21 protein-coding genes are annotated in these 23,933 nt (G+C 61.0%); 8 read left to right on the plus strand and 13 right to left on the minus strand.

Annotation, left to right across the window (positions count from 1 at the left end; all coding sequences use genetic code 11):
• Positions 1–38: 38 nt before the first annotated feature.
• From ACOYXE_RS25960 to ACOYXE_RS25975, 4 genes are read right to left on the minus strand one after another with little or no spacing between them, the layout of a single operon-like run.
• Positions 39–1,025, minus strand: a complete 987-nt coding sequence (locus ACOYXE_RS25960) for a lysylphosphatidylglycerol synthase domain-containing protein (RefSeq protein WP_460926830.1) — start codon at positions 1,023–1,025, stop codon at positions 39–41.
• Complete coding sequence (clsB, locus tag ACOYXE_RS25965) at positions 1,022–2,296, minus strand: cardiolipin synthase ClsB (RefSeq protein ID WP_160059608.1); 1,275 nt, start codon at positions 2,294–2,296, stop codon at positions 1,022–1,024. Before clsB ends, ACOYXE_RS25960 begins: the two co-directional genes overlap by 4 nt.
• Positions 2,293–3,090, minus strand: a complete 798-nt coding sequence (locus tag ACOYXE_RS25970) for an endonuclease/exonuclease/phosphatase family protein (protein ID WP_160059607.1) — start codon at positions 3,088–3,090, stop codon at positions 2,293–2,295. The genes clsB and ACOYXE_RS25970 overlap by 4 nt, the downstream gene beginning before the upstream one ends.
• A complete protein-coding gene (locus tag ACOYXE_RS25975) occupies positions 3,087–4,013 on the minus strand; it encodes a DUF72 domain-containing protein (RefSeq protein WP_160059606.1) in 927 nt (308 codons plus the stop codon). Before ACOYXE_RS25975 ends, ACOYXE_RS25970 begins: the two co-directional genes overlap by 4 nt.
• A gap of 454 nt (positions 4,014–4,467) precedes the next feature.
• Between ACOYXE_RS25975 and ACOYXE_RS25980 the strand changes: the two genes are divergently transcribed.
• Positions 4,468–6,564 (plus strand): mechanosensitive ion channel family protein, encoded by a 2,097-nt coding sequence (locus ACOYXE_RS25980; protein ID WP_460926831.1) that lies wholly within the window; start codon positions 4,468–4,470, stop codon positions 6,562–6,564.
• A gap of 115 nt (positions 6,565–6,679) precedes the next feature.
• Here ACOYXE_RS25980 and ACOYXE_RS25985 read toward each other — a convergent pair whose 3' ends face one another.
• Positions 6,680–10,966 carry a DEAD/DEAH box helicase gene (locus ACOYXE_RS25985; RefSeq protein WP_460926832.1) on the minus strand — a complete coding sequence of 1,429 codons (4,287 nt, stop codon included), beginning with the start codon at positions 10,964–10,966 and terminating at the stop codon, positions 6,680–6,682.
• 308 nt (positions 10,967–11,274) lie between these two features.
• Between ACOYXE_RS25985 and ACOYXE_RS25990 the strand changes: the two genes are divergently transcribed.
• Together ACOYXE_RS25990 and ACOYXE_RS25995 are read left to right on the plus strand one after the other, a co-directional pair.
• Positions 11,275–12,159 carry a sugar nucleotide-binding protein gene (locus tag ACOYXE_RS25990; RefSeq protein ID WP_160059603.1) on the plus strand — a complete coding sequence of 295 codons (885 nt, stop codon included), beginning with the start codon at positions 11,275–11,277 and terminating at the stop codon, positions 12,157–12,159.
• Positions 12,152–13,084 carry an NAD-dependent epimerase/dehydratase family protein gene (locus ACOYXE_RS25995; RefSeq protein WP_160059602.1) on the plus strand — a complete coding sequence of 311 codons (933 nt, stop codon included), beginning with the start codon at positions 12,152–12,154 and terminating at the stop codon, positions 13,082–13,084. The genes ACOYXE_RS25990 and ACOYXE_RS25995 overlap by 8 nt, the downstream gene beginning before the upstream one ends.
• Positions 13,085–13,450: 366 nt before the next feature.
• Here ACOYXE_RS25995 and ACOYXE_RS26000 read toward each other — a convergent pair whose 3' ends face one another.
• The 5 genes from ACOYXE_RS26000 to ACOYXE_RS26020 form a co-directional block, all read right to left on the minus strand.
• Positions 13,451–14,149: an OmpW/AlkL family protein gene (locus ACOYXE_RS26000; RefSeq protein ID WP_460926833.1), complete on the minus strand. Its 699-nt coding sequence runs from the start codon at positions 14,147–14,149 to the stop codon at positions 13,451–13,453.
• Positions 14,150–14,371: 222 nt separating this feature from the next.
• The gene (locus ACOYXE_RS26005; RefSeq protein ID WP_095122223.1) at positions 14,372–14,890 is read right to left on the minus strand and encodes a DUF3299 domain-containing protein; all 519 of its coding nucleotides are present in this window, start codon (positions 14,888–14,890) and stop codon (positions 14,372–14,374) included.
• 11 nt (positions 14,891–14,901) lie between these two features.
• Positions 14,902–16,167, minus strand: a complete 1,266-nt coding sequence (locus ACOYXE_RS26010) for an ABC transporter permease (protein ID WP_460926834.1) — start codon at positions 16,165–16,167, stop codon at positions 14,902–14,904.
• Position 16,168: 1 nt separating this feature from the next.
• Positions 16,169–16,879 (minus strand): ABC transporter ATP-binding protein, encoded by a 711-nt coding sequence (locus tag ACOYXE_RS26015; protein ID WP_460926835.1) that lies wholly within the window; start codon positions 16,877–16,879, stop codon positions 16,169–16,171.
• A 158-nt stretch (positions 16,880–17,037) separates the two neighbouring features.
• Positions 17,038–17,637, minus strand: coding sequence for a DUF2796 domain-containing protein (locus ACOYXE_RS26020; protein ID WP_405122788.1), 600 nt, complete (start codon positions 17,635–17,637; stop codon positions 17,038–17,040).
• Positions 17,638–17,772: 135 nt separating this feature from the next.
• Between ACOYXE_RS26020 and ACOYXE_RS26025 the strand changes: the two genes are divergently transcribed.
• Entirely contained in the window at positions 17,773–18,132 is a 360-nt protein-coding gene (locus ACOYXE_RS26025; protein WP_160059598.1) for a hypothetical protein, read from the plus strand.
• A gap of 84 nt (positions 18,133–18,216) precedes the next feature.
• On the opposite strand, the gene trxA is transcribed toward ACOYXE_RS26025, so the two are convergent.
• The 3 genes from trxA to ACOYXE_RS26040 all read right to left on the minus strand — a co-directional run bounded on the left by trxA (position 18,217) and on the right by ACOYXE_RS26040 (position 20,340).
• Entirely contained in the window at positions 18,217–19,089 is an 873-nt protein-coding gene (gene trxA, locus ACOYXE_RS26030; RefSeq protein ID WP_160059597.1) for a thioredoxin, read from the minus strand.
• A 133-nt stretch (positions 19,090–19,222) separates the two neighbouring features.
• Complete coding sequence (locus ACOYXE_RS26035; RefSeq protein ID WP_460926836.1) at positions 19,223–19,879, minus strand: class I SAM-dependent methyltransferase; 657 nt, start codon at positions 19,877–19,879, stop codon at positions 19,223–19,225.
• Positions 19,876–20,340: a YbaY family lipoprotein gene (locus tag ACOYXE_RS26040; RefSeq protein ID WP_460926837.1), complete on the minus strand. Its 465-nt coding sequence runs from the start codon at positions 20,338–20,340 to the stop codon at positions 19,876–19,878. The genes ACOYXE_RS26035 and ACOYXE_RS26040 overlap by 4 nt, the downstream gene beginning before the upstream one ends.
• Before the next feature lie 128 nt (positions 20,341–20,468).
• On the opposite strand from ACOYXE_RS26040, the gene nrdR reads away from it, so the two are divergent.
• The 4 genes from nrdR to ribBA are packed head-to-tail and all read left to right on the plus strand — an operon-like array spanning position 20,469 to position 23,881.
• Positions 20,469–20,933 (plus strand): transcriptional regulator NrdR, encoded by a 465-nt coding sequence (nrdR, locus tag ACOYXE_RS26045; protein WP_007910946.1) that lies wholly within the window; start codon positions 20,469–20,471, stop codon positions 20,931–20,933.
• The gene (gene ribD / locus ACOYXE_RS26050; protein WP_460926838.1) at positions 20,930–22,063 is read left to right on the plus strand and encodes a bifunctional diaminohydroxyphosphoribosylaminopyrimidine deaminase/5-amino-6-(5-phosphoribosylamino)uracil reductase RibD; all 1,134 of its coding nucleotides are present in this window, start codon (positions 20,930–20,932) and stop codon (positions 22,061–22,063) included. The genes nrdR and ribD overlap by 4 nt, the downstream gene beginning before the upstream one ends.
• Positions 22,064–22,110: 47 nt before the next feature.
• On the plus strand, positions 22,111–22,773 hold the full coding sequence (locus tag ACOYXE_RS26055) for a riboflavin synthase (protein ID WP_150694725.1): 663 nt from the start codon (positions 22,111–22,113) through the stop codon (positions 22,771–22,773).
• Positions 22,774–22,789: 16 nt separating this feature from the next.
• Complete coding sequence (gene ribBA, locus ACOYXE_RS26060) at positions 22,790–23,881, plus strand: bifunctional 3,4-dihydroxy-2-butanone-4-phosphate synthase/GTP cyclohydrolase II (RefSeq protein ID WP_034153727.1); 1,092 nt, start codon at positions 22,790–22,792, stop codon at positions 23,879–23,881.
• Positions 23,882–23,933 lie beyond the last annotated feature (52 nt).

Genomic DNA, 23,933 nt, shown 5'->3' on the forward strand with positions numbered 1-23,933 from the left:
GCCTGCTCGCGATAGCTTTTTCAAACTCACCAACTCCCTCAGGAAGGTTTCTTCTCTATTCGCAGCGCCTTCGCCTTCGCTTCAACCACCAGATACATCACCACCGTAATCAACAGCGGCAACAGAAAATAAATCGCCCGATATGCCAGCAACCCCGCTACCAGACTGCCGCGCGAAGCCTCGTGTTGCAGCAACGCGACAAACACCGCTTCCAACACCCCAAGCCCCGCCGGAATATGTGTAATGACCCCTGCAATCGCACTGATCAACAGCACCCCCAGCACCAGCGGATAATCCAGTTTGCTCGGCAACAAGGTGAAAATCACCGCCGCCATCAGCGACCAGTTCAATGCCCCCAACAGCAGTTGCAGGACCGCCATGCGCAGCGACGGCAGATTGATTTCCACCCCGCGAATCGACCATTCGCGACGTTTGGAAAACTGACACGCCGCCAGATAGCCGGCGCTGATCAGCAGTAACAGAACACCAATGCCTTGCAACGCCGCGCTGCTGACTTTCCAACCCGGCGGCATTGTCACCAGCCCACTGCTGAACACCACGCCGGCAATGGTCATGTAGCCAAACCAATTGGTCGCCAGGCTCAAGCCGAGAATCTTGGCGATGTTGCTTTTGCTCACGCCAAGGCGCGAATACAGCCGATAACGCATGGCGATGCCGCCGACCCAGGCACTCAGATTGAGGTTGAACGCATAACTGATGATTCCTACCGGCAGAATCTGTTTCCAGGTCAGGTCCTGACGAATGTAGGTGCGGCCGATCAGGTCGAAACTGGCGTACACGAGAAAGCTCAGCAGGGTCAGGCTGGCGGCGATGATCAGCGTGCGCACCTTGAAGTCGGCGAGGGTTTGCAGCACTTCGGCCCATTCGATGCGCGTGGCGAACAGCGTCAGCAACACGATCAGTGCGAGGAAAAACAGCAGGGTCAACGGGCGCTTCCAGCGACTCCATTTCGAGTGAGTCGCTGTTGCCGAGTGGCCGCTCGATTGCGCTTCGGAATGGCTCATGGCGTGTTACCTCGAAATGGCTTGAGCCGGGGTTTATGCGCTGGCAACCAACCGGCCATCGCCGGGAAATGCCGCAAAAAGTGGAACACCAGAAACCCCACGGTCATGTGCCAGATGCGTCCACGCGGAGACTTGCTGGCATCCATGGCTTTGCAATGGTTTTGACTGAGGTCTTCGAGGCGCTCGAACAAGTGCTGATTAAAGGCGCGGTCGCGGATCAGCACGTTGGCTTCCAGGTTCAGCGACAGGCTCAGCGGGTCGAGATTGCTCGAACCGACGGTGCTCCACTCTTCGTCGACCAGCGCCACTTTGCCGTGCAGCGGTCGCTGGCAATATTCGTGAATCTGCACCCCGGCCTTGAGCAGGTAGTCGTAGGTCATGCGTGCCGCCAGTTTGGCCACCAGCATGTCTGGCTGGCCTTGCAGAATCAGGCGTACCTCAACCCCGCGCCGCGCCGCGTTACGGATTTCCCGCAGCAAGCGATAACCGGGGAAGAAGTAGGCGTTGGCGATCACGACCCGGCGTTTGGCACGGCGAAGTACCTGCAAATACACATCTTCAATATCGGAGTGGTGCTGGTCGTTATCGCGGAATACCAGACGCACCTGGCCGTCGTGGTCTTCGAAAGCCATCTCCGCGCGGCGCTGGCGCCGACGTTGCCACCAGAAGCGTGCGCGTCCGGGACGACCACTTTGCAGTAGGGCAAAATGGTGGATGTCAGCGACGACCGGGCCCTGAACTTCCACTGAGTAATCCTGTTTGGCTTCAGGGCCGAAATCAGCGAGGTGATCGCCAGAAAAGTTGATCCCGCCAATAAACGCGATCAGGCCGTCGACCACCACGATCTTGCGATGCAAACGGCGAAACCAATTGGTGCGGATGCCCAGGTGTTTCGGTGCCGGATCGAAGATTTGCAGATGCACACCGGCTTCACTCAGCGCGGTGAGATAAGCGGTGGTCAACTCGCCGCAACCAAAGCCGTCGAGGCTGACGGTGGTACGCACGCCTCGTCGCGCGGCGTCGATCAGAATCTCCTGCAACTCGGCGCCGACCTTGTCTTCGAAAACGATAAAGGTCTCGAGGAGGATTTCACTCTTCGCCGCGCGCATCGCCTCGAACACTCGCGGGAAATACTCCTCGCCGTTCTCCAGCAACTCAACGCGATTATTGCCCTGCCAGCTGTACTCGACATCAACCTGGCCGGGCTCGCGTATCGGCGGGTTGATGGTTACCGGTTCCACGGCGGACTTCTCCAGCGGCGCGCTGCTCATAGTTCTATCTCTACCGATAAAGGAACGTGGTCGGAAAGGTGCGACCAAGGCCGGTTCGCCAGGACTTTCGGCCGGCTGGCCTTGAGGTTGCGCACGTAAATACGGTCGAGTCGCAGTGTCGGCAGGCGCGCCGGGAAACTGCGCGCCGGTTTGCCCTGATGCTCGGCAAATACTTCGCGCAGGCCACAGGGCTTGAGTTGGGCATCGGCGCGCTGGCGCCAGTCATTGAAATCACCGGCGACGATCACCGGTGTGTCGTCAGGCAGTTCCGCCAAGCGTTGCATGAGCAAGTCCAACTGGGCGTTGCGATGACTTTCACGCAGGCCCAGGTGCACGCAGATCGCATGCACCTCGGTGCCGTCACCGGGCAGACGCAGCACGCAATGCAACAGGCCACGGTTCTCGTGGCCACTGATCGACACGTCGAGATTGTCGTGACGGATGATCTGGAATTTCGACAGCAGCGCGTTGCCGTGATCGCCCTCCGGGTACACCGCGTTGCGCCCATAGGCGAATTGTGGCCAGAGGCTGTCGGCGAGGAATTCGTACTGCGGCATCGTCGGCCAATTGTTGTAGCGCTTGGGATGCTGTTCGTGGGTACCGTGGACTTCCTGCAGAAACACCACATCGGCGGCGACGCTGCGCACCGCCTCGCGCAGTTCCGGCAGGATGAAACGCCGGTTGAGCGCGGTGAAACCCTTGTGGGTATTCACCGTAAGCACGGTAAACGTGCGCACTGACGGCGCGACCACGGAGCCCTCATCGGTGAAACCGACCGGTTCTGGAATGCTCATGGCAGTACCCCTTCGGCAACAGGTTCACCGGGGGTGGTGGCGAGGTCTTTATCCAGGTCGAAACGATGTAGCAGTTCGCGCGCGTCATACGGCGCGCGGACTTTGATGTCGTTGTCGAAATAGCAGAACACCTCTCGGGATTTGCGCGCGCGCGGCTTCAGTCGGGGGGCGATCAGGTTCGCATCTTTCGGTTGCTCGCCGTGGTGCCAAGCGTCAATGCGCTCGGCCCAGCGTTTGAGTGCCGGTGCTGTGTAGCCACTGGCGTACAGCTCTTCGGCACCGTGCAGGCGCAAGTAGACAAAGTCGCTGGTGAGGTCTTCGCGGTACGGCCATTTGTCTGCGGTGTCGGCGATCACCAGCGCGGTGTTGTGGCGTTTCAACAAGCGTACGAACTCCGGATCGATGAAAGTCTCGTTGCGGATTTCCACGGCATGGCGCAGCGGCTTTTTGCGCCAGGCTTTCATGCTGGCGTGGCCGTGCAGGTGCGAATCGTGTTGATGGGCGAGGGTGGCGGCGGCTTCGGTGTCGTGGGGCAATAATGCGAGGAAGTGTTCGAAGCGCTCAGGCTCGAATTTGAAGTTCGGCGGGAACTGCCACAGGATCGGCCCGAGCTTTTCCTTGAGTTCCAGAATTCCCGAAGCGAAGAAATTCGCCAGTGGTTTTTCGATCTCGCGCAAGCGACGGATGTGGGTGATGAAGCGCGGCGCCTTGACGCTGAAGACGAAGTCATCGGGTGTTTCGGCGTACCACTGCGCGTAACGTTCGGGCCGCTGGAGGGCGTAGAACGATCCATTGATTTCGATGCTGTTGACCGCTCGCGACGCGAACTGCAATTCGCGTTTCTGCGCCAGTCCCTTGGGGTAGAAGTCCCCGCGCCACGGTGCGTAGCGCCAGCCGGAAATACCGATGTGAATCGTTGCCATGCCGCCCTCCCGTCGAAAGTCCTCGTGTTGCCGGTATCTTTTGATGACTGCTGGCGGGCCGGGAAAGTTTCGATGGCGTTACGGACGGTCACGTCCAAGGCGAAGATCAAAAGCGCTCCCCCTCACCCCAACCCTCTCCCCCAAAGGGGGCGAGGGGGAAGGGAGCTGATCTTCAGGGTTCTTAGGATTTGAGTTCGACTCAGGACTTGCAAGTCGGTGTACTTCTCGCAGGCAACTCGGTCAGCTCCCTCTCACGCAGGGAGAGGGCGAGGGGGAGGGGAGCTGATCTTCAGGGTTTGAGTTCGACTCCGGACTTGCAGGTCGATGTACTTCTAATATTCAACTCGGTCGGCTCCCTCTTCCTCTGGGAGAGGGCTGGGGTGAGGGTGCTCTTGAACTTGCTGTGCAATTACCGATCAGTTCCTTACAGGTTCAGTCACGGGAGATCGGAGTTTTGATCAAGTTCAGGATCGCCATTGTGCTGGGAGCACTGCTGTTTCTCGGCGCCAGTGAAATCGACGCCGCCGCACTGCCGGGCGTCCCGGACGCCACCGAAGAGGCGGCCAAACCTGAACCGATTGTGCAGGGCGGGCTGCTCGGTGCGATCAGTTCGAGCATCGACGACGTCCAGGACAAACTCGACATCAACGAGCATCTGGTCGACGCCTGGCGCCTGCGCGCCGATCGCGCCGCCGATGAAGTCGACAAACTGGTCAATCAACCGTCGAATCGCTCGGGCTGGAGCGTCGCCGGGGATTTCCTCACGCTGTCGGGCGTCTGGCTCGGCAGTTTCGCGTTATTGACCGTACTCGGCAGCCTGTTGGCCAAGCGCCTGCGCGAGGGCCGCTGGTTGCGTACCCGCCAGCGCAGTCAGGACCTGATTGGTTACTTGCTGCCGTACACCGTACCGGCGCTGATCTGTCTGCCGTTGACGTTGTATATCAGCCATTTTCTGCAAGCCTCGGTAGGGCGTGCGCTGGCTCTGTGTCTGGCCTACGCCACCAGCAGCGGCATCTTTTCCACCTCGATGTTGTTGTGCGTGGTGGTGATGTTCAACGTCGGCCATAAACGTCCGGCGGCGCGGATCATCCGCAATTACTGTCCTCGACCACTGTTTCTGATCGGTTTCCTCGCCGCCCTCAGCGATGCGCTGACCAGTCCGCAGATTGCCCGGCAACTGGGCGGCAACATCACCAGCAGTATCGCGGTGTTCACCGGGCTGATCGCCTCGATCATTTTTGGTTTGCTGGTGATTCGCCTGCGTCGTCCGGTGGCGCATCTGATCCGCAATCGTTCACTGAGTCAGCGGCTGAAACAACCCTCGTTGCAGGAGTCGCTGCGGATTTTCTCGGGGCTGTGGTATTGGCCAATCGTGTTGATGGTGCTGGTCTCGGCGGTCAATCTGATCGGCATCGGCGAGGACAATCAGAAGGCCCTGCGTTGCGCGTTGTTCACCACGGTTTTGTTAATCGGCACGGTATTCCTCAGCACGATCCTGCAGCACTTGTTCAAGTCACGAAAAGCCGAAGCGATCCAGCGCAGCAGCGCCTACAAGGAACGTTTTCTCAGCCTCTTGCATGCCTTGCTGCGGATCGTCATCGCTATCGCCTTCATCGATATTCTCGGGCGGATCTGGGGCGTGTCGCTGCTCGATTTTGCCCAGAGCAGTACGGTCGGCCGGGCCATCAGCAACGCGCTGAGCAGCATCGGTCTGATCTTCCTGGTGACGTGGTTACTGTGGGTGGTACTCGACACGGCGATTCAGGAAGCACTGAAACCGCCGCTCAGCAAACGCGCGGCGCGCCAGCCGAGTACGCGGGTGAAAACCATCCTGCCGCTGCTGCGCAACGCGATCAAAATCATCCTTGTGGTGATCTGCGCAATCACCACCATGGCCAATCTGGGGATCAATGTGGCGCCGCTGCTGGCCGGTGCCGGAGTGGTCGGTCTGGCCATCGGTTTCGGATCGCAGCAACTGGTGCAGGACGTGATCACCGGGCTGTTCATCATCATTGAAGACACCCTGTCGATTGGCGATTGGGTGGTGCTCGACTCGGGCCATGCCGGCACCGTCGAAGGGCTGACCATTCGCACCCTGCGTCTGCGTGACGGCAAGGGCTTTGTGCACTCGGTGCCGTTTGGTCAGATCAAAGCAGTGACCAACCAATCGCGGCAGTTTGCCTTTGCGTTTTTCTCGGTGCAGTTCACCTACGACACGGACGTGGATAAGGCCATCGAGTTGATCCGCGAGACCGGCGATTCGATCCGCGAAGACCCGTTCCTCAAGTACAACCTGCAAGGGCCGCTGGATGTGTTTGGCGTGGACAAGATGGATTTGAATGGCGTGGTGCTGACGGCGCAATTCCGTACGGTGTCGGGCGGGCAGTATGCGGTGAGCCGGGCGTTCAACCAGCGTTTGAAGAAGCTTGTGGATAACACCGCGACCGTGCATTTCGCGCAGACTTATCCACAGCAGGTTTTGCTGCCGAAGCGGTCGCAGCAAGAGGGGGCTGTGGTGGCGAGCGAGTTGCCGCAGGAATCGCGGACTTAACTGCCGGATTGTGGCGGGAGGTCTGGCCCTTTCGCGAGCAGGCTCGCTCCCACAGGGGGAACGCGATCAAACTGTGGGAGCGAGCCTGCTCGCGAAGACTTCAGCGCAAACACCCTCAATGCCGGATCAATTTGCCGCGCACCTGCTCCATAGCGATCGGATCCAGCTCCAGCCAGAACTGCGTCTTGCCGGCAATCTCCGCCGCCGCCGGCAAACCATCGCGATACACCAACCGATTACTCACCAACGCCGGCACTTTTACCCCCGGCAACAACGTCCCGGCCAGGTTCAGCGGATCTACCCCGCACACCGCGACCAGACTGCCGTCATGCGGTCGCCGTCGAACTTCGCGCAACAACGGAATCGCCTCGGGCAAGGCAAACTGTTCCCCCGCCAAACCACTGACAAACCGCCCGCCGCGAATCTCGCCGCGCGCTTCCAGCCGATGAAACGTGCGCAGCAACTCGCGCCAACTCGGCAACCAGTCCGCCTCACGCTCCAGCAAACGCCAGAACACCACGCCGTAACGCCGCAACAGTGTCATCGCGACATGTTCAAGGGTTTCGTTGTTATCCACAGCCGCCCCGCGCCGCAGCAAGGCCCAGCGCCCGGCATCATCCATCCCACCGATAAACGCCCCACGCCCACGCCGACTGCTGTGCTGCTGGCGCTTGCTCGCCGGGGTAATCAGCGCGCGCAGGCCGGCGAAGCTGTCGGCGTTCACCAGGCCGGCGCCGACCAGTTCCTGTAAGGCGATTTCCAGTTCGGTGCGCAGCAGGTGCGCTTCATGGATCAGCTCATCGAAAAACAACGCGCCGTGCTGGCTCAAGGCCTCAAAGACCTTATGGGTTTTCGGCGACAGTTCATTCACCGGCGTCTGTTCCGCCAGCGCACTCCATAAGCCGACCTGACTGCGCGGCAGCAATACAATCGGCGTGCTGCGCAACGCCGTGCCGCTGACTTTCTGCCGGGCACTGAGGCGCGTCCACACCAGTTTGCCGTTGCGGCACAACTCATCCAGCCAGCTCGGCGAATAGTCCTTCAAACGCGCCGGGAGAATGTCGCTGTCCCACGCCGAAGCGGCCGCTGCGTAGCCTTCGAACTGGCCGACAATTGCCGGCAACACGGCACTGCCCTGACCGCGCGTCGCGGGCGACAGATGCTGCCAGTCGAACAGGAAACGCATGAAATCCTGCAGCGCTACCGGTTCGATTTCCCGGCGCAGGCGCTTGACCGTGTAGCGATGAATACGCGCGAGCAGGTGCCGTTCGCACCATTCTTCTACCCCCAATCCGGGCGTGAACTGACCACGCAGCACGTAACCTTCGCGTTCCAGTTGAGCGAGGGCTTGAGCTACTTGAGTGGTTGGCAGCGCAAGAGGTTCGGCAATTGCGGTTATGGGTAACGGGCCGAAGGCACCGAGACGGGCGCGGAGCACTTCGATCACCGCCTCATCGAATGTCCAGGTTTCATCAAATCCCGGTAACGCCTCCAGTTCGGGTTGCAATCTAGCCTGTGGATAAAGTGCTTGCAGGCAAGTCAGGCGTTCGCGAGGCAGCCACAAGCAATGCTCGGCGTCGATCTGCAAACGGCAGGCGCGCCCGCTGCTCGCCAAGGTTTCCAGCCATGCACGCCAGCCTTCGTTCGCTTGCACTTCAGCCTCGCTGATGCACGCCAGGCTCATCAGCGCCTCATGCATTTCATCCACAGCATTCGGCGTCGGCCAGGCTTCTTCGCGCACGGCGGCAATCGCGTCGGCATCCAGTGCACCGAGATCATCGGTCGATTGCGGATCGCTCCAGCGCCGGTTGATCACCGCTTGGGTGCGACGCTCTTCCAGCGGAGCATCGTCGAGGAAGGTGTACGGCCGCGCACTGAGAATTTCTGCCGCGAGCGGTGAGGGCGCCGGTAAATCACGGCTGATCAAACGCACCTCGCCACGCTCCATTCGCCGCAGCAGATTGAGCCAGCCTTCGCTGTCCATCGCCTCATGCAGGCAATCGTCGAGGGTTTGCTCGATCAACGGGTGCTCGGGAATTTCGCGTTCACCGGCGAGGTTCTCCAGGCAGGCAATCTGGTCGGGAAACACGCTGGCGATCAGGTCCTCGCTTTTCATCCGTTGTAACTGCGGGGCGACTTTGCGCCCACCGGTGAAGCGCGGCAACGCCAGTGCTACCCCGGCGTTCCAGCGCCAGCGCACGCCGAACAGCGGCGCATCGAGTACCGCTTGGATCAAAATGTGCTCGGCGCTGTTGCTGTGCAGGTAGCGCCAGATGTCATCGAGTTCAAAACTGTGGCTGGTGGACAGGGACAGCACGATGGCGTCCTCGCTGGCGGCAGCCTGCAATTCGAAGTTGAAGGTGCGGCAGAACCGCTTGCGCAAGGCCAGACCCCAGGCGCGGTTGATGCGGCTGCCGAACGGCGAATGGATGATCAATTGCGTGCCGCCGGACTCGTCGAAAAAGCGCTCCATCAGCAGCGTGTCCTGCGAGGGCAGGGCGCCGAGAGTTTGCCGGGCACGGGCGAGGTATTCGACCAGTTGTTCGGCGCTGGCGCGGTTGAGGCCGAGGGTGTCGATCAGCCAGTCGAGCGCCGGTTGCAGGTCGCCGGGGCTGGCGCCGAGCAGTTCGTCGAGCTGCGCTTGCAGACGCGCCACGGCAGCCGACAGTTCATCGCTGCGCCCCGGTGCTTCGCCGAGCCAGAATGGAATGGTCGGCGGCTGGCCGTGGGCATCTTCGACCCGTACCTTGCCGGTTTCCACGCGCAGGATGCGGTAGGAGGTATTGCCGAGCTGAAACACATCGCCGGCAATGCTTTCCACCGCGAAGTCTTCGTTGACGCTGCCGATGTTCAAGCCTTGCGGCTCAAGCATCACGCTGTAATCGGCGTTGTCGGGGATGGTGCCGCCGCTGGTCACGGCAGCGAGTTTCGCACCACGGCGGCCACGCAAGGTGCGGCTGACGGCGTCGCGGTGCAGGTAGGCGCTGCGGATGCCTTGGCGACCGTTGTAGCCTTCGGCGAGCATGCTCAGCAGCGCTTGATAGTGTTTTTCGTCGAGATCGCGGTAGGGCGAGGCTTGGCGGAACATCGCCAGCAAGGCGTCCTCCGACCATTCCTGACAGCTGACTTCGGCGATGATCTGCTGCGCCAGCACGTCCAGCGGCGCGACCGGGATGTGCAGGGTATCGAGTTCGCCGCGGCGCACGCTGTCGAGCAGGGCGGTGCATTCGATCAGGTCGTCGCGGGTGGTGGCAAACAGGCGACCCTTGGGCGTGCCGCCCACCTGGTGACCGGAACGACCGACCCGTTGCAAAAATCCGGCAATGGAGCGCGGTGAAGCGATCTGACAGACCAGATCGACTTCGCCGATGTCGATGCCCAATTCCAGCGAGGCGGTGGCGATCAACACCTGCAGTTCGCCGCGCTTGAGGCGTTGTTCGGCGTCGAGGCGAAACTCCTTGGCCAGACTGCCGTGGTGCGCCGCCACCGCGTGCTTGCCGAGGCGTTCGCTGAGGTGCCGGCTGAGGCGCTCGGCCAGTCGCCGGGTGTTGACGAAAATCAGCGTGGTGCGGTGCTCACGGGCCAGTTCGGCGAGGCGGTCGTAGACCAATTCCCAGACATCATTGGTCATGACGGCCGACAACGGCACGGGCGGCACTTCGATGCCAAGATCCCGTGGCCGGGCGTGGCCGATGTCGATGATTTCGCAGGGGCGATCATGGCCGACGAGGAATTGCGCTACGGCTTCAACCGGTTTCTGGGTGGCGGAGAGGCCGATGCGGGTCAGCGGTTCGGCGCACAGCGCTTGCAGGCGTTCAAGGCTCAGCGCCAGATGACTGCCGCGCTTGCCGGCGGCCATCGCGTGGATTTCATCGATGATCACCGTGCGCGTGGTGCCGAGCATTTTTCGCCCGGATTCGGATCCGAGCAGCACATAGAGTGATTCCGGCGTGGTCACCAGAATGTGCGGCGCCGACTTGCGCATGGCCGCGCGTTCTTTCTGCGGGGTGTCACCGGTGCGCACGGCGGTGGTGATTTCCAGTTCGGGCAGATTCATCTGCCGTAGTTGCCCGGTAATTCCGGCCAGCGGGTTTTGCAGGTTGATGCGGATGTCGTTGGACAGCGCCTTCAGTGGCGAGACATAGACCACCAGCGTTTCATCGGGCAGGCCGTCGGGATTTTCCAGGCCACGGTGCACGAGGTCGTCGAGCACAGCGAGAAACGCGGTGAGGGTTTTGCCCGAGCCGGTGGGGGCGGCGATCAGCGTCGAGCGGCGCTGGCGGATCAATGGCCATGCGCGGGCCTGGGCGGCGGTGACCGTCGGGAAGGTTTTGCTGAACCAGGCGCTGACGGCGGGGTGAAAGCCTGCCAGGGCCGCGTCCGTGGGGATGGGCAGATTCATGGCTTAAGTTATGCGGGCGCTGGGGAGAAGATGCAAGTACCGCTGAGATCTTCAGCGTCTGGCCGGACCTCTTCGCGAGCAGGCTCGCTCCCACAGTGGATTTTTGTGCACCGCAAAATCCCATGTGGGAGCGAGCCTGCTCGCGAAGGGGCCGGTCGGGACGACACAAATCCCGGCGATCTGCACTTTACGGATGACGGTTGCGCACTAAACCCGCAAAATGCAACGATTCCGGTAATTATCGACGACGGTTCCACGAGATCCGTCGCTAAAGCCATCGTTCCAATCAGACTGGGCCTGCTGACTCTATGCGAATGCGCCTTATGTTACTGGGCGGCGGAAATGCCCTTGGGCAGGCGCTGATTCGCCTCGGTGCGGAGGAAGACATCGGTTTCCTCGCCCCCCGCCCGCCCGAACACGGCTGGGATGCCGCGAGCCTGACGCAACTGCTCGACGACACCCGTCCCGATGCGTTGATCAACCTCGCCTACTATTTCGACTGGTTCCAGGCCGAAACCGTCAGCGAAAGCCGCATGGCCGGGCAGGAGCGGGCGATCGAGCGTCTGGCCGAACTGTGCCAGCACCACAATATCGTCCTCGTCCAGCCCTCCAGTTATCGGGTGTTCGATGGTTCGCGTGCCACGGCGTACAGCGAAAAAGACGAACCGGTGCCCCTCGGCCTGCGCGGTCAGGCGTTGTGGCGCATCGAACAAAGCGTTCGCGCCACTTGCCCGCAGCATGTCCTGCTGCGGTTCGGCTGGCTGCTCGATGACAGTCCCGATGGCACGCTCGGGCGCTTCCTCGCACGGGCCGAACAACCTGAGGAATTGCTCCTGGCCGATGACCGTCGTGGCAACCCCACGCCAGTCGATGATGCCGCGCGAGTGATCATTTCGGTACTCAAGCAACTCGATTGCGCCGCGCCGCTGTGGGGCACTTACCACTACGCCGGCCACGAAGCGACCACACCGCTGGCACTGGGCCAGGCGATTCTCACTGAAGCACGAAGCCTGCATGCGCTGGCGATCGAAGCGCCGACCGCTCAGGCTCACGCCGCGCGGCCGGACGCTGCCGAAGAGCCGCAACACGCGGTGCTGGCCTGCAAGAAAATTCTGCACACTTTCGGGATCAAGCCGCGCGCCTGGCGTGCCGCACTCCCGGGCTTACTGGATAGGTTCTACCGTCATGGCTGAAGGGACTGTTTTAATCACCGGCGGAGCCGGCTTCATTGGCTCGCACCTGACCGATGCCTTGCTCGCCAAGGGGCATTCGGTGCGCATCCTCGACGACTTGTCGACGGGTAAACGCAGCAACCTGCCGCTGGACAATCCACAGGTTGAACTGATTGTTGGTGACGTCGCTGATGCGGCGCTGGTGGCCAAGGCGATGCAAGGCTGCAGTGCGGTCGCTCACCTGGCAGCCGTGGCTTCGGTGCAGGCCTCGGTGGATGATCCGGTGAAAACTCACCAGAGCAATTTCATCGGCACGCTGAACGTCTGCGAAGCCATGCGTCTGGCCGGGGTCAAGCGTGTGGTGTATGCCTCAAGCGCAGCGGTGTACGGGAACAATGGTGAGGGCGAGTCGATAGATGAGGACACGCCCAAAGCCCCGCTGACGCCTTACGCCTCGGACAAACTGGCGGGCGAACACTATTTCGACTTCTATCGCCGCCAGCATGGCCTGGAGCCGGTGATTTTCCGCTTCTTCAACATCTTCGGCCCGCGCCAGGATCCGTCCTCGCCGTACTCCGGGGTGATCAGCATCTTCAGCGAACGCGCGCAGAAAGGTCTGCCAATTACGGTGTTCGGTGATGGTGAGCAGACGCGTGATTTCCTGTACGTCGAGGATCTGGTAGATCTGCTGGTGCAGGCGATCGAAAAGCCTGAGGTGGAAGTCGGCCCGGTGAACGTCGGCTGGAATCAGGCGATGAGCCTCAAGCAAATGCTTGAAGCATTGCAAGCGGTGGTCGGCGAACTGCCGCCCGTCAGCTACGGCCCGGCGCGCTCCGGTGACATCCGGCATTCGCGGGCGAACAACGCTCGTTTGCTGGAGCGCTTCAAGCTGCCGCAGCAGACACCGATGAGTGTGGGGTTGGCGCGGTTGTTGGGGCGCTCCTGAAAAGAGCCCCTCACCCTAGCCCTCTCCCAGAGGGAGAGGGGACTGACTGTAGCGTTTGTGAGAAATGCACCGACCTGAAATATCGAGTCGAACTCGTATTTGAAAAGCACACAAATCGGCTCCCTTTCCCCCTCTCCCTGAGGGAGAGGGCTGGGGTGAGGGGGGAGATTCAACTCACGCCACAGGTTTCCAGCGGACATGAAAAAGGCGCCCTTTGACAGGCGCCTTTTTCACGGCCGGAATATGTCGCTACTCCTGTGGCGAGGGAATGTTATCCCCCGATCAACTGCGTACGGTCGCCGTCAGTTCTATGCCTGCTCGCCACCAAGCCTCATTCACCACCACGTGAACGTTCGATAACTCGACTTAGAACTTATAGCCCAAGCCAACCATGTAGATGAACGGATCCACATCGACGTTGACCCGTGCGCGAGTGCCTGGTGCAACGGCGTTGTTCTCGACGGTGGCGCGGGTGTCGATGTCGATGTAACGCACTTGGGCGTTGAGCATGATGTTGTCGGTCAGCATGTAGTCAGCACCGACCTGCCAAGCCAGACCCCAGGAGTTTTTCGCCTTGAAGTTGCTGAAACCGTTGGCGCTGGCTTCGCTGCCGACGTGTTCGTCATAGATCCAAGTGTAGTTGATACCGCCACCGACATACGGCTGGAACGGCGACTTCGAATCCAGCGGGTAGTACACAACGCTGAGAGTTGGCGGCAAGTGTTTCAGGGTGCCGAGCTTGCCATTGGCCGCTGGCAGGGCAGTGCCTTTGAGCTTGACGTCATGCTCGAACGGCGTTGCCGCGAGCAGTTCGAGGCCGACGTGATCAGTGAGCATGTAGGCGAAGTTCAGACCCAGTTGGGTGTCGCTGCTCATGGTCGCCTTGCCGCCCAGATTGGTGCCGCTCAACGGGCCCTGATCGACCTTGACGCTGGAGCTGTCGGCCTTCGGGTTGACGGTGATCGCACCGGCACGAATGAGGATGTCACCGGCTTCGTGGGCATGGGCGAGCGGGGCTGCGAGCGCGAGGGCAAACAGCGAAACGCTGAGCAAGGACTTGTTCATGGGGGCTCCGAAAGGACGTTAAAAATGTTCGATGTCCTATGGTACGAAGCCAACTGATACGGTCTTTTGACTCAGCTCAATGAAACAGTGAAGGGGCAGACTTTTGCGGAACCTTTGCGGGCCCCTTCGCGAGCAAGCTCGCTCCCACCCTGGAATGTGATCACCTGTGGGAGCGAGCCTGCTCGCGAAGACGATGGATCAAGCAGCACAAAACCGCCGGATTCACTCCGGCAGCTCATACACATAAATCTTGTCGGCATCCATCTGATACCCGGCATCCGCCAGTTCGCTGCTCGACGCTTTGACCTGCAACGGCCCCTCGACCCAGTACGGCTGATACAGCTCATCAAGCTTCACGCCCAACTCGCTTTTCACATGCACGATCTGGTTCGACGGCGGAGGCGGCACATGGATGCACGCGCCGAAATACGGCACCAGCAAGAAGTCGGTGGTGCGCCCCTCTTCATTGACTTCCAGCGGCACGATGTAGCCCGGCAAACGAATATTCTGACCGTCGAGTGCCTTCACCACCGGCGCATTCGGCAGGTCCTGCTTCGCCGCAGGCGCGGATTCAGCGGAGAGCGCGTCGCTCATCTTCGACATGTCATGCAGCGGGGTCATGTTCGGCACTTCCGGCGCGGCGTCCGGCGGGATCATTTCCGACCACGTCAGGTCTTTCGGCGCCGCTGCCCACACGGGCAGGGCGATCAACAACAGCAGCGCGAGTGCAGCGCGGGGCATGGTGAACATCCTCATAAACGGATCGACAGGCCATCGGCCAGGGATTGGCGATAAGCGCGCCAAGCCGGCACGCTGCCCATCAGCAGCGCGGCGGCCAGAATGCCACCGAGCAGCGTCCATTCATACTCGCTCGGCCATGCCAGCGGCAGATACAAACCGTAATTGGCCTGCACGTAACCTTGCGCTGCAGCGATGCCGATGTACAAAAGAGCTACCCCGGCAATCACCCCGGTCAGCGCCAGGGCGAACGCCTCGAGCACCAACAGGCTCGCGATATGCCACGGTCGCGCCCCGACTGAGCGCAGAATCGCCATCTCGCGGCGCCGTTCGTTGAGGCTGGTGAGAATCGCCGTGAGCATGCCGATCAACCCGGTCAGCACCACGAACAACGAGACCACGAACAGCGCTTTTTCGGCGGTGCTCATCAGACTCCACAACTCCTGCAACGCCACGCCCGGCAGAATCGCCAGCATCGGTTCGCCACGGAATTCGTTGATCTCGCGTTGCAGCGCAAAGGTGGAAATCTTGCTGTTGAGGCCGAGCATGAACGCGGTGATCGCTTGCGGCGTCAGGTCCATGTTGCGTGCCTGATCGGCGCTGATCCGGCCATTGCCGCGTGCCGGCACACCGTTGTGCCAGTCGATGTGAATTGCCTCCATACCACCGAGGCTGATGTGCAGCGTGCGATCGACCGGGGTGCCGGTGCGCTTGAGAATACCGACCACGGTGAACGGTTTGTCGTCGTGCTTGACCAGACTGATCGCCGCCACGCCGTGGACCAGCACCAGTTGGTCGCCGAGTTTGTAATGCAGCGCATCCGCGACCTCGGCACCCAGCACCACTTCAAACGGATCGGTTGCAAACGCGCGACCATCGGCCAGTGCCAGGTGTTGCTGGCGACCGTACTGGTAATGCTCGAAATAGGCTTCAGTGGTACCCATCACCCGGTAGCCGCGATGGGAGTCGCCGAGGGACATCGGGATCGCCCACTTCACTTTCGGATTGCTGGCGAAGTGTTCAAAGCTGTCCCAGCGAATATTGTTGGTCGCGTTGCCGATGCGGAATACCGAGTACAGCAGCAGATTCACCGAGCCGGAGCGCGCGCCGACGATCAGGTCAGTGCCGCTGATGGTGCTGGCGAAACTGGCTTTGGCTTCGGTGCGCACCCGTTCAACGGCAAGCAGCAAACAGACCGACAGAGCGATCGCAAATGCGGTGAGCAGAGCAGTAAAGCGGCGGTTGGCCAGGCTGGTCATGGCCAGACGAAACAGATACATCTCAGACCTCGGCAGACGTGGCGGCGCGATTGAGTTCGGCCAGGGACAGGTGACGGTCGAACAGTGGCGCCAGGCTCTGGTCATGGCTGACGAACAGCAGACTCGATCCGGCCTCGCGGCATTCGGCGAACAGCAGGCGAATGAAGTTTTCCCGGGCGTCGTAATCCAGTGCCGAAGTCGGTTCGTCGGCGATCACCAGCTCGGGTTGGCCGATCAATGCGCGTGCGGCGGCAACCCGTTGCTGTTGGCCGATCGACAGTGAATCAGCACGACGACTGAGGATGCTTTCATCCTTCAGGCCCAAGTGGGAGAGGAGGGTGGCAGCGGCTTGGTCGACGCTGCCGTGACGCTGTTTCGCCCGTTGCGCGCGCAGCTTGGAAAAGTGACACGGCAGTTCAACGTTCTCGCGCACCGAGAGGAATGGCAGCAAGTTGAACTGCTGGAAAATGTAGCCAGTGTGGTCGACGCGAAAAGTGTCGCGAGCGCCCGCGGAGAGTTCGGTGAGTTCCTGGCCAAGCAGACGAATGCTGCCGCGACCGGGCTTCTGCACGCCGCCGAGCAGACCGAGCAGGGTGGTCTTGCCACTGCCGCTGGGGCCTTTGAGGAACAGGCTTTCGCCGGCTTCCAGACGAAACGCCGGGATGTCCAGCAACGGCGGGTGACCGGGCCAGTTGAAGCCCAGGTCGGACAGTTCGATGAGTGCTTGGGTCATGGCACCAGTTTCAAAGTTGTAAACAGAACCCCCTGTAGGAGCTGCCGAAGGCTGCGATCTTTTGATCCTGATCTTCTTGAAAGCAAGATCAAAAGATCGCAGCCTTCGGCAGCTCCTACATTGGAACGCGGTTGATCACAGGGGACTTTTCGGTGTGATCAGAATTTCAGGGCGGCAGCCTTGGCCGTCACTTCGGTACCTTGCTGGCCGCTGGCGCTGATCAGTTGTACCTGAATTTTCTGCGTCGCCGGGAAGGTATTGAAGACGTTCGCCAGATCCAGAGTCTTCAACGCACCCGGTGTGGCGCAGTTGAACTGATAGTGCGCGTGGATTTCGCTATGGTCGTGGTGATGCTCGTGACCGTCCTTGTCCGCTTCATCGTCGTCATGGTCATCGGCATCCGGCTTGTCGCCGAACAACGGGCTTTCCAGTTCCTGACTGACCACTTTGCAACCGGCAGCAGCAGGCAGGCTGAACAGGGCCAAGGGTTTTTCCAGTTGCGCGCGGGCGGCAGCGACTTTGGCTTTATCGGCATCCGTGGTCGCAATGTGTTCGAAACCCACGAGGTTCATCGCCGGGCTTTCCAGCTCCAGCTCCAGGGTCTGGCCGTCGAGCGCAGCGTTCAGGCGACCCACGCCATGTTCATGCGCGCCGAGGCTGCCGTGTTCATGGTCGTGATCGTGGTCATGCTCATCAGCCGCATGGGCGATGGCCAGCGGCAACAGGGCAAACGGCAAAGCGAGCAGCAGACGACGCATGGCGGTCTCCGGGAAGTAAAGTGAAGAGTTTGTTATGTAATCTTATAACGAAAGTGCGCAGAGTTTGCCCGTGCGCTTGGCGTTGCACAAGTCCCGTGGGAGCATGCAGGTCAGAAAAGTGCGGGAGCGAACTCAATGTTGCGGATACGCGGAACCGTCGGCGACGTGCCGGTGGACTTGACGGTGGAACTGGATGAAGGCGACTGGGCGAAGCTCGGTTCGGCGCTGAATGGGCAGGCGCCGCTTGCGCAATCTGAAGCGCTCGCGTCAGCTCCGGCAGCGAAACCGCTGAATCAGGACGATGCCTTGTGGCAGTTGGCCAAGGACCTTTTGCGCAAGGCTGGGCAGCTCAGCGGTCCGGATCTGCTTGATCAACTGGAAGGGCTGACCGGCAGCGCGGTGGCAGGCAAGCGCTTGCTGGTGCGCCTGCGCCATAGTGCGGACGTGAAAGTGGTGAGCGGCGGGGATACGCCGCTCTACAGCTGGATCGAGTGAGTTGCAAAAGATCGCAGCCTGCGGCAGCTCCAAGGGGTACACGATCCCAATGTAGGAGCTGCCGCAGGCTGCGATCTTTTGATCTTAATAAAGCGCAGCAAACATCTTGCGGCGGTACACCGTCACCAGCGGGTGATCATTGCCCAGCAGCTCGAACACCTGCAGCAAGGTTTTGTGCGGCAGGCCTTCGCTGTAGCTGCGGTTGCGGATGAACAGCTTCAGTAGTGCATCCAGCGCCGCTTCATACTGCTGGCGAGCGAGTTGCTGAATCGCCAGTTGATACACCGCCTCATCGTCTTGCGGATCTTTCGCCAGGCGTGCTTTCAGATCGGCGGCGTCCGGCAGATCACGAGCAAGTCCGAGGAACTTTATCTGTGCCTTGGCCCCGGCCAGTGCAGCCTTGTGCTCATCGCTTTTGACTGCGTCGAGCACGGTTTGCGCTTCGTCCAGTTCGCCACGTTCGGTCAGGCAACGCGCGTAGAGAATCAGCGCCTTGGCGTTAGTGTTGTCTTCAGTGAGCATCACCACCAGCGCCGCTTCGGCGTCGGCGTAACGGCCGTCATCGAACAACGCCTGAGCCTGCTCGAACGGATCGGCTGCGGCCGGTGGTGGCATCTGCACGTGCGGTTCAAGCAGAGCGCGCACGGCGGATTCCGGTTGTGCGCCGGCAAAACCGTCGACCGGTTGACCGTCCTTGAACAGCACTACGGTCGGCAGGCTGCGAATGCCGAAACGGGCGACGATGTCCTGCTCGATGTCGCAGTTGACCTTGGCCAGCAGCAACTCGCCCTGATAGCTCTCGGCAATCCCTTGCAGCATCGGCATCAGCGCCTTGCACGGCGCACACCATTCGGCCCAGAAGTCCACCAGCACCGGTTTGTTGAAAGAAGCCTCGATCACCGACTGGTCGAAATCGGCCGTCGTGGCGTCGAAGATGTACGGCGTTTGCTCACTCATGGGGGATCTCGTCAATACGTTAATGAACGCACTATAAGCGGTGGCGCAAAAGATCGCAGCCTTCGGCAGCTCCTACACGCGGACACGCATTGCACCTGTAGGAGTTGCCGAAGGCTGCGATCTTTTAACGATTTCAATCACGCCGCGCATGGTAAAGGCTGACATGCCGAAACTCTTCCGGCTCAGCCAGATCCGGCAACGTCATCGCCTCAAGCATCTCGATGCGCTCATACAACGGATGGTGAAAATCCCGAACCCGCGAATCCGCCACCAGCGCCTCTCTTCCACGGCTCAAAAACGCATCGAGCAACGGCAGATTCGCCCGGTCATACAACACATCCGCCACCAGAATCAGATCAAAGCGATCCGCCTCGGCAAAGAAATCCGTCGAATAACTCATCTGCACATCATTCAGCTCGGCATTCGCCCGACACGCGGCAATCGCCAGCGGATCGAGATCGCACGCCACCACTTCCAGCGCGCCGGCCTTCACCGCCGCGATCCCGGCAATCCCGGAACCGGCGCCAAAATCCAGCACGCGTTTGCCGCGCACCCACTCGGGAAACTCCACCAGATAGCGCGCCACCGCCAGACCGCTGGCCCAGCAGAAACCCCAGTACGGTGGCTCGTGCAGAATTCGCTGAATTTCTTCCTGACTGAATTGGCGATCCATGTTGTCGCCATCGATCAGCCATAGCTGTAAATCAACGTCTGGCAACGCACAGACCTTGAGTCTGGCGTCGCCGAGCAATTCACCTAACGCCTGTTGCAGGTCGAGCGGTGCAGTCATGGTGCTTTGACAAATTGCAGCTGGCCCAGCGCCTGAGTGGTCGGCTGGGTGATGGTTTGCGACGGCAGGTGCAGGATCAACTGGCCGGACTGGCTGGCGCGGCCACGCAATTCAACCCGCGCACCGGCGGGAAATGCGTCCGGGTTGAAACGCAGGCGGAACGGCAGGATCTGGTTATTGCCGATCAGGCTGGAACTGGCGAGCAACTGTTGCGGGCGATCCTTTTCATCTATCACCAGCAGCGCCAGTTCGACTTCGGCGCCGGCAGGCACGCCTTGCAGGGTGCCGCTCAGTTCGCGTTGATAGGCCGGCAGCGGGCCAAGCTCGGCGGCTTCCTTGGCTTTTTTCTGCGCTTGCTGCGGCGCCGGGCCTGGCGTTGGCGGCTGGGGCTTGGGTGCATCGCTGCCACAGGCCACCAGCAGGCTGAAAAGACTGAGCAAAATGAGCGGACGTAACGGCATTGGATGCTCCGGCAAAATGAAATCCATGGATCAAACGATCATGCCGTTCTGTATACCGCAAAGCCTATGGCTTGTCTTGCCACCGGGATGCGCTACCATGGCCCTCCCTTTTTTTGTTGCCAGCCACCATGCACTGTCCCTTCTGCGGTGCCAACGACACCAAGGTCATCGACTCGCGTCTGGTCGCCGAGGGCGAACAGGTGCGCCGCCGGCGTGAATGCCTGGCCTGCGGCGAGCGTTTCACGACGTTCGAGACGGCCGAACTGGTGTTGCCGCGCCTGATCAAAACCGACGGCAGCCGCCAACCGTTCGACGAAGAAAAACTCCGCGCCGGCATGCAACGCGCGCTGGAGAAACGTCCGGTGAGCGTCGAGCGCCTCGAATCCTCTCTGGTTCACATCAAGCACAAGCTGCGCGCCACCGGCGAACGCGAGGTCAAATCCCTTGTGGTCGGCGAACTGGTCATGGCCGAGCTGCAAAAGCTTGATGAAGTCGCCTACATCCGTTTCGCTTCGGTATACAAGCGCTTCCAGGATCTCAACGAATTCCGCGAAGAAATCGACCGCCTCGCTCGCGAACCGGTGAAAGAATGACCACCGTCGCCGAGCAGGCCATCCTCGACGCTCACTTCATGGCGCGTGCGCTGGAACTGGCGCGCAAAGGCCACTACACCACCCACCCCAATCCACGGGTTGGCTGTGTGGTGGTACGTGACGGGCAGATTGTCGGCGAAGGCTGGCATGAACGCGCCGGCGAACCGCACGCTGAAGTCCATGCCCTGCGCGCCGCCGGTGAGCTGGCCCGTGGGGCCACCGCTTACGTGACTTTAGAACCGTGCAGCCACCACGGGCGTACGCCGCCGTGCGCCGATGCGCTGGTGAATGCCGGTGTCGCCCGAGTCGTAGCGGCGATGCGCGATCCGAATCCGCAAGTCGCCGGTCGTGGTTTGCAGCGTCTGGCCGATGCCGGTATCGCCACTGAAAGTGGTGTGCTCGAAGCTGAAGCGCGCAAGCTCAACCAAGGTTTTCTAAAACGCATGGAACACGGCTTGCCGTTCGTGCGGGTCAAATTGGCCATGAGCCTCGATGGTCGCACGGCGATGGAAAATGGCGAGAGCCAATGGATCACCGGCCCGGCCGCACGTTCGGCCGTCCAGCGTTTGCGCGCCCAGGCCGCCGTGGTCCTGACCGGCGCCGACACCGTGCTGGCCGATGGAGCGCGTTTGACTGTGCGGGCCGATGAGTTGGGTCTGGATGCCGAACAAACCGCATTGGCCATGAGCCGTCCGCCACTGCGCGTGTTGATCGACGGCCGCCTGCGGGTGCCGCTGGATGCGCCGTTCTTCAAGGCAGGCCCAGCGTTGGTCGCCACCTGCGTCGCGATCGAAGAGCAATACGCTCACGGCCCCGAGTGCCTGATCGTGCCGGGTGACGATGGTCAGGTCGATCTGCATCAATTACTCATCGAACTGGCCAACCGTGGCACCAACGAAGTGCTGGTCGAGGCCGGCCCACGCTTGGCCGGCGCCTTTGCTCAGCTCGGTCTGGTCGACGAATTCGTGATCTTCATCGCCGGCAAGTTTCTCGGTTCCACGGCGCGTCCATTGCTGGACTGGCCGCTGGCCCATATGAAGGATGCGCCGGAGCTGAAAATCACTGAAATTCGTGCGGTCGGCGATGACTGGCGAGTCACTGCCATCCCTGTCCGTTCGGCGAGCGTATAATTCCCGGCCATCGCGTTAGCGCTGGCCCAGTTCTCAAGGAGAACCCCATGTTTACCGGCATCATCGAATCCATCGGCAGTATCCGCGCATTGACCCCAAAGGGCGGTGATGTGCGGGTCCACGTCGCCACCGGCAAGCTCGACCTGAGCGACGTCAAACTCGGCGACAGCATCGCGGTCAACGGCGTCTGCCTCACCGCTGTTGAGCTGCCGGGCGACGGCTTTGCCGCCGACGTCAGCCGTGAAACCCTCGACTGCACCGCCATGAACGACCTGAAAAGCGGCAGCCCGGTCAATCTGGAAAAAGCCCTGACCCCGACCACCCGTCTCGGCGGGCACCTGGTCAGCGGCCACGTCGACGGTGTCGGCGAAATCGTCTCGCGCAGCGACAATGCCCGCGCCGTGGAATTTCGCATTCGCGCGCCGAAGGAACTGGCCAAGTACATCGCCCATAAAGGCTCGATCACCGTCGACGGCACCAGCCTGACCGTGAACGAAGTCGATGGCGCCGAATTCATGCTGACGATCATTCCGCACACCCTGAGCGAAACCATCATGGCGTCCTACAAGCCAGGTCGCCGGGTGAATCTGGAAGTCGATTTGCTGGCGCGTTATCTGGAGCGTCTCCTGCTCGGTGACAAGGCGGCAGAGCCGAGCGCTGGCGGCATTACTGAAAGCTTTCTGGCCGCCAATGGCTATCTCAAATCCTGACTGAAGGGGGTGCCTTGTGGCGCTCAATAGCATCGAAGAACTGGTTGAAGACATCCGCCAAGGCAAGATGGTCATCCTCATGGATGACGAAGACCGCGAGAACGAAGGCGACCTGATCATGGCCGCCGAATGCTGCCAGGCCGAGCACATCAACTTCATGGCCAAGCACGCCCGTGGCCTGATCTGCATGCCGATGAGCCGCGAGCGCTGCGAACTGTTGAAGCTGCCGCTGATGGCGCCGCGCAACGGTTCCGGCTTCGGCACCAAGTTCACCGTCTCGATCGAAGCGGCCGAAGGCGTAACAACCGGTATCTCCGCCGCCGACCGTGCGCGCACTGTGCAAGCGGCTGCCGCCAAAGACGCCAAGGCTGAAGACATCGTCAGCCCGGGCCACATCTTTCCGTTGATGGCTCAGGCCGGCGGCACCCTCGCTCGCGCCGGTCACACCGAAGCCGCTTGCGACCTCGCGCGCATGGCCGGTTTCGAGCCGAGCGGGGTGATCTGCGAAGTGATGAACGACGACGGCACCATGTCCCGTCGCGCTGAGCTGGAAGCGTTCGCCGCTGAGCACAACATCAAGATCGGCACCATTGCCGACCTGATTCACTACCGGATGATCCACGAACGTACCGTTCAGCGGATTGCCGAGCAGCCGCTGGACAGCGAACTGGGCCAATTCAACCTGGTGACCTATCGTGATTCCGTGGAAGGCGACGTGCACATGGCGCTGACCCTGGGCACTGTTTGCGCCGAAGAGCCAACGCTGGTTCGCGTGCACAATATGGATCCGCTGCGTGACTTGCTGATGGTCAAACAACCCGGCCGCTGGAGCCTGCGCGCCGCCATGGCGGCGGTTGCCGAGGCGGGCAGCGGTGTGGTGCTGTTGCTCGGTCACCCGCTCGATGGCGACGTGTTGCTGGCGCACATCCGTGAAACCGGTGATCAGGCCGCGCCGAAAAAACCGACGACTTACAGCATCGTCGGTGCCGGTTCGCAGATCCTGCGTGACCTCGGTGTACGCAAAATGCGCCTGATGTCTGCACCAATGAAATTTAATGCGATATCCGGTTTCGATCTGGAAGTTGTAGAATACGTGCCCTCCGAATAATGACCGGTTGTTTCCGGACCCGAATTCGCGGCAAATAAATCACTGAGGGACG

Source organism: Pseudomonas sp. MC6, from assembly GCF_054790575.1.